Source organism: Bradyrhizobium sp. (assembly GCF_035701725.1).
Taxonomy (GTDB): domain Bacteria; phylum Pseudomonadota; class Alphaproteobacteria; order Rhizobiales; family Xanthobacteraceae; genus Bradyrhizobium.
Window position 1 is genome coordinate 20,481 of sequence record NZ_DASSRP010000096.1, and the last position, 10,098, is coordinate 30,578.

Annotated in this window: 12 protein-coding genes and 1 pseudogene; 3 read left to right on the plus strand and 10 right to left on the minus strand. The window is 61.2% G+C overall.

The genetic code is table 11. From position 1 onward, the window contains the following. Nucleotides 1-23: 23 nt before the first annotated feature. Nucleotides 24-257 (minus strand): BolA family protein, encoded by a 234-nt coding sequence (locus tag VFL62_RS05145; RefSeq protein ID WP_072822577.1) that lies wholly within the window; start codon nucleotides 255-257, stop codon nucleotides 24-26. A 168-nt stretch (nucleotides 258-425) separates the two neighbouring features. On the opposite strand from VFL62_RS05145, the gene VFL62_RS05150 reads away from it, so the two are divergent. Then, on the plus strand, nucleotides 426-785 hold the full coding sequence (locus VFL62_RS05150) for a DUF427 domain-containing protein (RefSeq protein WP_325171296.1): 360 nt from the start codon (nucleotides 426-428) through the stop codon (nucleotides 783-785). 164 nt (nucleotides 786-949) lie between these two features. On the opposite strand, the gene VFL62_RS05155 is transcribed toward VFL62_RS05150, so the two are convergent. After that, nucleotides 950-1,123 carry a DUF1328 domain-containing protein gene (locus VFL62_RS05155; RefSeq protein ID WP_325171297.1) on the minus strand — a complete coding sequence of 58 codons (174 nt, stop codon included), beginning with the start codon at nucleotides 1,121-1,123 and terminating at the stop codon, nucleotides 950-952. Between the two features lie 168 nt (nucleotides 1,124-1,291). Between VFL62_RS05155 and VFL62_RS05160 the strand changes: the two genes are divergently transcribed. After that, nucleotides 1,292-2,509, plus strand: coding sequence for an acyltransferase (locus tag VFL62_RS05160; RefSeq protein ID WP_325171298.1), 1,218 nt, complete (start codon nucleotides 1,292-1,294; stop codon nucleotides 2,507-2,509). A gap of 27 nt (nucleotides 2,510-2,536) precedes the next feature. Here VFL62_RS05160 and purL read toward each other — a convergent pair whose 3' ends face one another. From purL to purC, 5 genes are all read right to left on the minus strand, one after another. Continuing rightward, on the minus strand, nucleotides 2,537-4,750 hold the full coding sequence (gene purL, locus VFL62_RS05165) for a phosphoribosylformylglycinamidine synthase subunit PurL (protein WP_325171299.1): 2,214 nt from the start codon (nucleotides 4,748-4,750) through the stop codon (nucleotides 2,537-2,539). 218 nt (nucleotides 4,751-4,968) lie between these two features. Further along, on the minus strand, nucleotides 4,969-6,246 hold the full coding sequence (locus VFL62_RS05170) for a DUF1236 domain-containing protein (protein WP_325171300.1): 1,278 nt from the start codon (nucleotides 6,244-6,246) through the stop codon (nucleotides 4,969-4,971). 177 nt (nucleotides 6,247-6,423) lie between these two features. Beyond that, nucleotides 6,424-7,125, minus strand: coding sequence for a phosphoribosylformylglycinamidine synthase subunit PurQ (purQ, locus tag VFL62_RS05175; RefSeq protein ID WP_325171301.1), 702 nt, complete (start codon nucleotides 7,123-7,125; stop codon nucleotides 6,424-6,426). Nucleotides 7,126-7,131: 6 nt separating this feature from the next. Next, nucleotides 7,132-7,374, minus strand: coding sequence for a phosphoribosylformylglycinamidine synthase subunit PurS (purS, locus tag VFL62_RS05180; RefSeq protein ID WP_325171302.1), 243 nt, complete (start codon nucleotides 7,372-7,374; stop codon nucleotides 7,132-7,134). 10 nt (nucleotides 7,375-7,384) lie between these two features. Next, complete coding sequence (gene purC / locus VFL62_RS05185) at nucleotides 7,385-8,152, minus strand: phosphoribosylaminoimidazolesuccinocarboxamide synthase (RefSeq protein WP_325171303.1); 768 nt, start codon at nucleotides 8,150-8,152, stop codon at nucleotides 7,385-7,387. 314 nt (nucleotides 8,153-8,466) lie between these two features. On the opposite strand from purC, the gene VFL62_RS05190 reads away from it, so the two are divergent. Further along, entirely contained in the window at nucleotides 8,467-8,784 is a 318-nt protein-coding gene (locus VFL62_RS05190) for a DUF1476 domain-containing protein (RefSeq protein ID WP_325171304.1), read from the plus strand. A gap of 1 nt (nucleotide 8,785) precedes the next feature. On the opposite strand, the gene VFL62_RS05195 is transcribed toward VFL62_RS05190, so the two are convergent. The 3 genes and pseudogenes from VFL62_RS05195 to VFL62_RS05205 form a co-directional block, all read right to left on the minus strand. Then, a complete protein-coding gene (locus VFL62_RS05195; protein ID WP_325171305.1) occupies nucleotides 8,786-9,007 on the minus strand; it encodes a hypothetical protein in 222 nt (73 codons plus the stop codon). A 152-nt stretch (nucleotides 9,008-9,159) separates the two neighbouring features. After that, nucleotides 9,160-9,642 carry a cyanase gene (cynS, locus tag VFL62_RS05200; RefSeq protein WP_325171306.1) on the minus strand — a complete coding sequence of 161 codons (483 nt, stop codon included), beginning with the start codon at nucleotides 9,640-9,642 and terminating at the stop codon, nucleotides 9,160-9,162. 27 nt (nucleotides 9,643-9,669) lie between these two features. Continuing rightward, nucleotides 9,670-10,098: pseudogene (locus VFL62_RS05205) on the minus strand (ABC transporter ATP-binding protein); the annotation flags it as partial.

Sequence of the window (10,098 nt, forward strand, 5' to 3'; positions counted from 1 at the left end):
GCTGATTGACCGGGTCGGGCTAGCTACTCGGGCACGCCGGTCTGCAAGGCGAGCGCGTGAAGCACCCCGCCCATCTGGCCGCGAAGCGATTGGTAGACGAGCTGGTGCTGCTGAACGCGGGACTTGCCGCGGAAGGATTCGGAAATCACGGTGGCCGCGTAGTGATCGCCGTCGCCGGCAAGATCCCGGATCGTCACCTCGGCATCGGGAATCGCGGCCTTGATCATCGATTCGATATCGTGGGCGTCCATCGGCATTTCCGGATATCTCCTTTTCGGCAATCTCAGTTGACTCAGTGCGGCCCCCGGTCCGCCGCTGGTTTCAACTTAGCGCGAATGGCCTTCTGGGTCACGCCTTCCTGCACTATATTTGATCGACAGATCACAGGAAGGCCCGGCGTGGCACGGGTCGAAAGGCGGATGACCATGAAATTACCCGGCCCCGACCATCCGATCACAATCACGGCCAATCCGCGGCGCGTGCGCGTTTCCGCAGGGAACGTCGTGATTGCCGAATCCAGCGACGCTCTTTCGCTGAAGGAAGCAAGCTATCCGGCGGTGAATTACCTGCCGCGCAAGGATGCGAACATGGCGCTGTTGAAGCGCAGCGAACGCACCACGCATTGTCCGTACAAGGGTGATGCGAGTTACTTCAGCATCGTAGCCGACGGCAAGACCATCGCTGATGCGATCTGGACCTATGAGAATCCGTTTCCTGCGATGACGGAAATTTCAGGCCATCTCGCCTTCTACCCGGACAAGGTCAAGATCGAGGAAGTGGTGTAAAGCCAGCCGCCTCGCGTCATTACGAGCCAACGGGTCGGGCGAACACCCGCCCGATGACAGGCTCCGCGCACAATCCAGGCTTTTGGGCCTGGATTGCTTCGTCGCTTCGACGCAAATTTGCCTGCAAATTTGTCGCGAGCTCCTCGCAATTGACGAGGCAATCGCTACACCCGAAAGATCGTCAGTCCCAGGATCAAGAGGACCAGGAAGATCACGACAAACACGTAGAACAGAAAACGGGCGATATCGGCCGAAGCGGCCGATATGCCGGTGAAGCCCAGGATACCGGCGATCACTGATATCACGAAGAAAACCAGCGCCCACTTCAGAAGCGTCATAAGATCCTCCAGGCCGTCCAGGCCAGCCGTTCTGCGGGGCTTAACTTCGAGCCTTTCGCGAAAGTTCCTGTGCGCAGCGCCTTGTTTTCACGGCGCCGTGAGCGGTTCATTTTCCAAGCCGCGCTATTCCATGGCAACATCGTCCGCCAACAACCCACCGGGACCTGCATGAGCGTCGTCTTGCCTGCCGCCACTGGAGCGATCGGAACCAAACCGGTCGAGGCCAAGTCGACTTCGGGCGCGCGCAATCAGGCGTTCGACCGCGCACGAAGCTGCATCATCATCATGGTGCTGCTGCATCACTCGGTCATCCCCTACACCTACTACGGACACACCGATCGGCAGTCCTTCCTCGGCTTTGATGCCCTCGTGACCTTCAACGACAGCTACTTCATGGCGGCGATGTTCCTGCTGTCGGGGCTGTTCACCTGGCCCAGCCTGAAGCGCAGGGGCGTAGGCGATTTCCTGCGTGGACGGCTGTTGCGCCTTGGCCTGCCATTCGCGATCGGGGCGGTCTTTTTAATGCCGCTTGCCTATTACGCGGTGGAGCTTCGCACCTCAGGTCCGGGCGCAGGACTTGTCGCATTCTGGTGGAAGACGATCACGGTCGGCCCCTGGGAGAGCGGTCCGATCTGGTTTCTCGCCGTGCTGTTTGGCCTTGATCTATGTGCGGCCGCCGTCTTTCTCGCGGCTCCCGGCCTGGTCGACGCCATCGGACGGTTGCCGACCGCAAAGTTGGAGCGCCCATCCTACGCCTTCTGGCTGTTTCTCGCCGCATCGGTCATCGTCTATGCGCCGCTGGAATTCTATCTCGGCATCGGACGATGGCTCACGCTCGGACCGCTAGCGGTGCAAGCGGACCGGACGATCTTGTATCTGCTGTATTTTTTCGTCGGGGTCGGTATCGGTGCCGTGGGCGGCGACCGCAGCCTGTTATCGGAGGATGGCGAACTGGCGCGGCAATGGCCGGCCTGGCTGCTGGCAACTATCGTGACCTATGCCGGTCTGATCGCGCTCATCTTCTACAAGCGTGAATATTTGCCCGATCCGAACGATCCGCCGCCATGGTGGAATGCCGCCCATGCTTTCTTCTTTGCCTGCTTCAGCGCATCGCAGACCATCAATTTGATCGCGCTGTTCTTGAAATTCGACAGCCGCGGCATGAGCATTCTTGATCCGCTCCGGGAAAACTCGTTCGGAATTTTCCTCGTTCATTACGTGCCGCTGCTCTGGCTGCAATATGCGCTGTACGGCATCACGCTCGCGCCCGTCCAACAGGTGACCGCGGTACTGAAGGCGCTGATCGTGTTCGTGCTGACGCTTGCGGTCAGCTGGCTGGCGACGCTGGCTTTGCGGCGGATCCCCGGCGCAAAGCACGTGCTATAGCCGCGAAAAACGCGAAGCGCGCGAAGATCAGGCTTTGCCCGCCATATAGGCCGGAAGCCAGCTCTCAAAACCGTCCTTCAGCGCAGCCACTGAAACAGCCTCCTCGCCGGCGATCGCAATCGTATCCCCGCCCGTGGTGCCGATCCGCGCACACGGCACGCCGGCGCCTCTCATCTTGGCGAGCACAAGGCCCGCCTGCTCCGCCGGCACGGTAACGACATAACGCGCCTGATCCTCGCCGAACCAATAAGCATGCGGTACGATCGAAGCTGGTGCTGCGAGCAACTGCGCGCCGATGCCGCTGGCGATCGCCATCTCTGCAAGCGCGATCAAGAGACCGCCATCGGAGATGTCATGCGCCGCGGTCGCGGTGCCCGCGCGGATCTTGCCGCGCACCACATCGCCGTTGCGTTTTTCGGCGGCGAGATCAACCGGCGGCGGTGCGCCCTCTTCGCGGCCGCAGACGTCGCGCAGGTAAACGGACTGGCCAAGCCAGCCTTGCGTCTCGCCGATCAAAAGCACCGCTTCACCCGCCGCCTTGAAAGCAAGCGAGGCGGACTTGGTGAAATCATCGAGCACGCCGACGCCGCCGATCGAGGGTGTCGGCAGGATGCCGCGGCCGTTGGTTTCGTTGTAAAGCGAGACGTTGCCGGAGACGACGGGGAAATCGAGCGCGCGGCAGGCCTCCGAAATGCCCTTCAGGCAGCCGACGAACTGGCCCATGATCTCGGGGCGCTCGGGATTGCCGAAGTTGAGATTGTCGGTGATCGCCAGCGGCCGGCCGCCGACCGCCGTGATGTTGCGCCAGGCTTCGGCGACCGCCTGCATACCGCCTTGATAAGGATCGGCCTCGCAGTAGCGAGGCGTGACGTCGACCGTCAGCGCAAGCCCCTTCGGCCCTTGCTCTACGCGCACGACGGCGGCATCGCCGCCCGGCCGCTGCACGGTGTTGCCGAGAATGACGTGGTCGTACTGCTCCCAGACCCAGCGCTTCGAGCAAAGCTCGGGCGTGGCGATCAGTTTTTGCAGCGCCTCCGTGACCCCGATCGGCGGCTTGACTTCGCGCGCGGCGATCACCGGCTTTGCGGTCTGCGCCACATGCGGCCGGTCATAGACCGGGGCCTCGTCGCCGAGTTCCTTGATCGGCAGGTCGGCCATGATATCGCCGCCATGCTTGACGCGGAACCGCTTGCTCGGCGTGGTGTAGCCGACGACCGCGAAATCGAGCCCCCACTTGCGGAAGATCGCTTCCGCCTCTTTCTCCTTTTCGGGCTTGAGCACCATGAGCATGCGCTCCTGGCTTTCCGAGAGCATCATCTCATAGGCGCTCATGCCGGTCTCGCGCGTCGGCACGGCATCGAGATCGAGGTCGACGCCGAGATCGCCCTTCGCGCCCATCTCAACGGCGGAACATGTCAGCCCCGCCGCGCCCATATCCTGGATCGCGATCACGCAATCGGCGGCCATGATCTCGAGACACGCCTCCAGCAGCAGCTTTTCGGCGAAGGGATCGCCGACCTGCACCGTCGGGCGCTTTTCGGCCGAGTCATCGTCGAATTCGGCCGACGCCATCGAGGCGCCATGAATGCCGTCGCGCCCGGTCTTGGAGCCGAGATAGACGATCGGCATGTTCACGCCGGATGCGGCCGCGTAGAAGATCTTATCGGCATCGGCGAGCCCCACGGCCATCGCATTGACGAGGATGTTGCCATCGTAACGGGTGTGAAAGCGCACCTGGCCGCCGACCGTTGGAACGCCGAACGAGTTGCCGTAGCCGCCGACACCGGCGACGACGCCCGACACCAGATGGCGTGTTTTCGGATGTTCCGGCGCGCCGAACGAAAGGGCGTTGAGGCAGGCGATCGGACGCGCGCCCATGGTGAAGACGTCGCGCAGAATGCCGCCGACGCCGGTGGTTGCGCCCTGATAGGGCTCGATGTAGCTCGGGTGGTTGTGGCTCTCCATCTTGAAAACCACCGCCTGGCCGTCGCCGATATCGATGACACCTGCGTTCTCGCCGGGGCCCTGAATCACCCAGGGTGCTTTCGTCGGCAGTCCGCGCAGATGGATACGCGAGGACTTGTATGAGCAATGCTCGTTCCACATCGCCGAAAAGATGCCGAGTTCGGTGAACGTCGGCTCGCGCCCAATCAGTTTGAGGATACGCTCATATTCGTCCGGCTTGAGACCATGACTGGCGATGAGTTCGGGAGTGATCTGGGGTTCGTTGGTGGCTCGCATAACCCGTTATTAGGTACATCAGAGGCCGGGGAAAAGGCCTTTTACGATGCATTTTGGGCCTGTCCAGAGCTTTGGATGAGGGTGCATCGGCGATCTGCCGTCCAATCGAACGAACGAGCATGGAATTCGGGGAAAGTCCTTCCCGGGCAGCATCTTGCTGCCGAATGAATTCCCTTCCATCCGCCGCGAGGCGAATGGAAGGGAAAGCAGCTTGCGGGTTAGTCGATGACCTGCACAACCTTGTGTTGGTTCGGATCGACCACCACGATCTGATCACCGATCGTGATGTAGCGGTCAGAGGCCAGCTCGGGATGCTGGCGCGCCAATTCCTCAGGAACTTGCTGCAGGGTGATGCAGGAATTGCCGCCTGCCGAACCGACCGTCGTGGGCGCCTGTTTCAGAAGCTGCTGGCGCTCGTCGGATGAAAGCGTGATGCGTGAGCCACCGCCGCTGTACCCTTGGCTGTATCCCTGGCTGTATCCCTGGCTGGCATAGCCGCCGCCGCCCTCGTCGATCACATCGACGATGTCCCGCGTTCGCGGATCAATCACCGCCACCCGGTCGTCGATCACGGTGTAATCGTAATCGCGGTATTGCGGCACGATCTCGACGATGTCGGGCGGCAACCGACGCGGCCTCACATTGTCCGGCAGCCGCTCGCCGACATTCAGGCGAATATTGATGTTCTGATTTTCGCGCGCGAACTCTTTCTCATTTCGCAACCGATCAACCACCTGCTTGCGCTGATCCTGGTTGATCGATGCGCGCTGATCCCGGTTCGCGGATGTGCGCTGATCCTGGTTGGCGGACGTTTGTCCGGGCTTACCCGAGCGATCCTGCGTTTGACCGACGGTTTGACGCTGCCGCTCATTATCGCCCGGCCGCGTTGTCTGATTGGCTTGCGAGTTGCCGTCCTTCTGAGGCTGTGCCGCCTGATTGCGTCCGGACTCCTGCCCAACTCGCTCCTTGGCGTTCTGGCGCTCATTGGGATTTTGCGGCGACTGCGCCGCGCGCTGGTTCTGGTCCTTCTGCTGGCGCTCGCTTTGCTTGCTCTTGTCCTGCTCGCGATCTGAGGCGCCCTGCCGGTTCTGTCCACGCTGTTCCGCCTCGCGCGCTGACCTCCCGCGATCTTCGTTCTGTCCGGTGGTCGTGGGCGGCTGGTGCTCGCTACGGCCCATTTTTTCAGTCTTTTGGTCAGGCTGCCGCTCGGAGCGCTGTTGCTCGTGCGTCTTTGCATTCGAGTTCGGCTCGTTGCCAGCCGCCGTGTGGGGTTCCCGCGCGCCTTCCCTCTCACTGGAACGGGCTTCGCCGGGCTTCGATGCCTTCGACGCACCGCCCAGGTGCTCTTCGCCTGCGGCGGACCTGCCGGGTTCCCTTGGCGAAGCGGACCGTTGGTGTTCCCGATTCTTCTGCGAATCCGACGGCGACTGCGCCATCGCAATTCCGCCGCCGAAGGTAAGAAGGATTGCTGTCGTACAAAGCCATTTCGTGGTCATGGATGAACTCCTGCATTCCCTACCCCTATCCATAGACAATGTGATTGCGGCGCGTTGGTTCGCTCCAGGAGAGTTGTCGGCTTGTTAAGAATGGGTTGCGAGAGGGGCGCGGACGGCCCGCTGCTGCAGTCAGATTGCAAGCTGACGGCAACGGAAAATCGTGGGTTTCCCGGGAACCTAAGCTGCGTTCGCCACGTGCGCCGCAAGACCCGCAAACAGGCCGCGGCCGTCGGTGCAGCCCATGATGTCCTCGACGTGGTTTTCCGGGTGCGGCATCATGCCGAGCACGTTGCCGCGCTCGTTCGCAATGCCGGCGATCGAATGCGCTGCACCATTGATGTTGGCGTCTTCATCGACCGCGCCGTCGGCCGAGCAATAACGGTAGAGCACGCGCCCCTCGCCCTCCAGGCGCTTGAGCGTTTCTTCATCGGCTTCGTAGTTGCCCTCGCCATGGGCAACCGGCACACGAATGACCTGGCCGGCATTGTAGCCGCGCGTAAACGGCGAGTCTGAACGCTCGACGCGAAGATGGACGTCCTTGCAGATGAATTTCAGCCCGGCATTGCGCATCAGCACGCCCGGCAACAGTCCGGCTTCGCAGAGGATCTGAAAACCGTTGCAGACGCCGAGCACGAGGCCGCCCTTGGCGGCGAAATCGCGCACCGCGTCCATCACGGGCGCGCGCGCGGCGATCGCGCCGCAGCGCAAGTAATCGCCGTAGGAAAATCCGCCCGGGACGACCACGAGATCGGTGCCGGCAGGCAGCGAGGTCTCGGCATGCCAGACCATCGCGGTTTCATTGCCGGAGGCAAGTTTCAATGCGCGCGCCATGTCGCGCTCGCGATTGATTCCGGGAAAAACGAGAACGGCGGATTTCATCGGTGATTAGCTCAGAACTTCGACCCGGTAATTCTCGATCACGGTGTTGGCGAGAAGCTTGTCCGCGGCATCTTTCAATGCCGCTTCGGCCTTCGCCTTGTCGGCGCCCGAAAGCTCGATATCGAACACCTTGCCCTGACGAACACTGGCAATGCCGTCGACGCCGAGCGATTTCAGCGCGCCTTCGATGGCCTTGCCTTGCGGATCGAGAATGCCGTTCTTCAGCGTAACGGTGACACGTGCTTTCAAGACGACACCCTTATCCCTTCACCAATACGGGGCCAGAGCCCGCCGGCCGCTCGTTCTCCATCAGGATGCCGAGACGCTTGGCGACTTCGGTGTAGGCCTCGAGCAGTCCGCCGAGATCCCTGCGGAAACGATCCTTGTCGAGTTTCTCGTTCGACTTGATGTCCCACAGCCGGCACGAATCCGGCGAGATTTCATCGGCGACGATGATCCGCATCATCTCGTTCTCGAACAGCCTTCCGCATTCCATCTTGAAATCGACCAGACGGATGCCAATGCCGAGGAAAAGCCCGGTGAGGAAATCGTTGACGCGGATGGCAAGCGCCATGACGTCGTCGATCTCCTGCGGGGTGGCCCAACCGAACGCCGTGATGTGCTCTTCGGAGACCATGGGGTCGTTGAGCTGGTCGTTCTTGTAGTAGAATTCGATGATCGAGCGCGGCAGCTGCGTGCCCTCCTCGATGCCGAGGCGCTGTGACAGCGAGCCGGCGGCGACATTGCGCACCACCACCTCCAGCGGCACGATCTCGACTTCGCGAATAAGTTGCTCGCGCATGTTGAGACGGCGAATGAAGTGGGTTGGCACCCCGATGTCGTTGAGGTGCTGAAACAGGTACTCGGAAATCCGGTTGTTGAGGACACCCTTGCCCTCGATCACCTGGTGTTTTTGCTTGTTGAACGCGGTCGCATCGTCCTTGAAGTGCTGGATCAGGGTTCCCGGCTCCGGACCCTCATAGAGAACCTTGGCCTTGCCTTCATAAATGCGGCGTCGACGGCTCATTGGGATGTACCGTGTGTTGTTGAAATCCATGAATTTGGTGTGCTCCGGATGCCAAGAGGGACGACCCACGACGGAGCTGCCGTGAAGGCCAGGGACTAGAAACAGAACGAGAACCAAGCCCGGAATCGACCCTATCCGATTGGCCTACCCAGTACAATCGACCAGCCCTCGCGAGAGGCGACTTTTACCGTGTAAAACCAGCGGCTTTGCCGCTCTTTTTCCTCAAGAATTTCGTTTATCATCTAGGCATCGGCGGGCCTGGCCGCAATGCGCGGCCGCGCGGCCCAAAAGAGCGCCGGGAGGGAACCCCAATCATGACCACCTTCGACAAGCGCGAGGAAGCCTTCGAGAAGAAATTCGCCCTGGACGAGGAGCTGAAATTCAAGGCGGAGGCGCGGCGCAATCGGCTGCTTGGGCTGTGGGCGGCCGGCAAGCTCGGCATCACCGGAGAGGCGGCTACGACCTATGCCAGGGAAGTCGTAGCCGCGGCCTTTGCCGAAGGCGGTGACAAGGCCGTCGTCGCCCGCGTCGCAGACGACCTCGTCGCGGAGGCCATTACGGAAGACGAAATCCTCGCGCGCATGACCGAGCTGATGATGCAGGCCATCGCGGAAGTGAAGGCAGGAAAATAAGTCACTTCCTTCGGCGAGGCCGCTTGCCACGCAACGCACGCGGCCGTCTCGTTCGCGCGCTTCCCTTATCCATCGTGATGCGGTCGGCGGTGTAATGCGCGCGAACGATTTCCAACAGCCGCCGTGACGCCGCGCTCAGGAAGCCACCCTGTCGCGTCACCGCGACGATGTCCTGGCGGCCGGTAAGATTGTCGACGCCGATCGTCGAAATCGCGGAGACCAATGATCTTGCTCGGGATCTATGTGGCGGGCGCCGCGACTTACGAAATCTATTTCGCGAGCGACGCAATGCGCAAATAGCGAGTTGCGAATAGCAGGTAGCGAACGGGAGGCATCGATCCTCCAACCTTACGTGCTATTCGCCGCTCACGCGTCTCACCCCTCCTTGAAGCCATATTCCGGCACGTTGCCGCTGGCGCCGTAATATTTGTACGGCAGGAATTTGCCCGACATCGATATCTTGACGCGGTCGCCCTTCGGATTGGGCAAGCGCTCCATCACCATGTCGAAATCGATCGCCGACATGATGCCGTCGCCGAACTCTTCCTCGATCAGCGCCTTCCAGGCCGGGCCGTTGACCATGACGAGTTCGTAGAAACGATAGATCAAGGGATCGGTCGGCGGCATCGGCGCGCCGCGCATCGGCACTTCGTTGAGCATTGCGATCTCGGACTTGGAAAGTCCGAACAATTCGCCGGCGTTGGCCGCCTGAGGCTTGGTCAGCTTCATCTGGCCGAGACAGGCGCCGACGATCAGTACTTCCGAATAGCCGCCGATCTTTTCGCAGATGTATTTCCAGCTCCAACCCTTCTCGCGCTTGATGTCGAGCAGCTTCTCGGTGAGATCGGATCGTTTCATGCTTCACTCCCTTCTTGATCGCCGGCGTCAGCCGGAAGTCCCTGTCGATGATTTCTGCATATCCTGTGGCGCATCGGAAGTGGTTGCGATCGCCAGTTCCGGTTTGCCGATCCGCACCATCGGCACCCGACGCGGATCGTAATCGGACGCCTCAGCCGCAAAACTCTTGCTGCGGCTGACCAAGAAATCGATGATGTGGTTGCGCAGCGCATAATAATACGGGTGGCGGTGCAGATCGATGCGCGCGCGATCCTTTGGCAGCGGGTTTTCGACGACCTCGGCAAGCACCGCGCCCGGACCGTTGGTCATCAGAAAAATTCTGTCTGCAAGATAGATCGCCTCGTCGACATCGTGGGTGATCATGAAGGCGGTCTGGCCGGTCTCCAGGCAAATGCGGCGGACCTCGTCCTGCAAGGTACCGCGGGTCAAGGCGTCGAGCGCCGAAAACGGCTCATC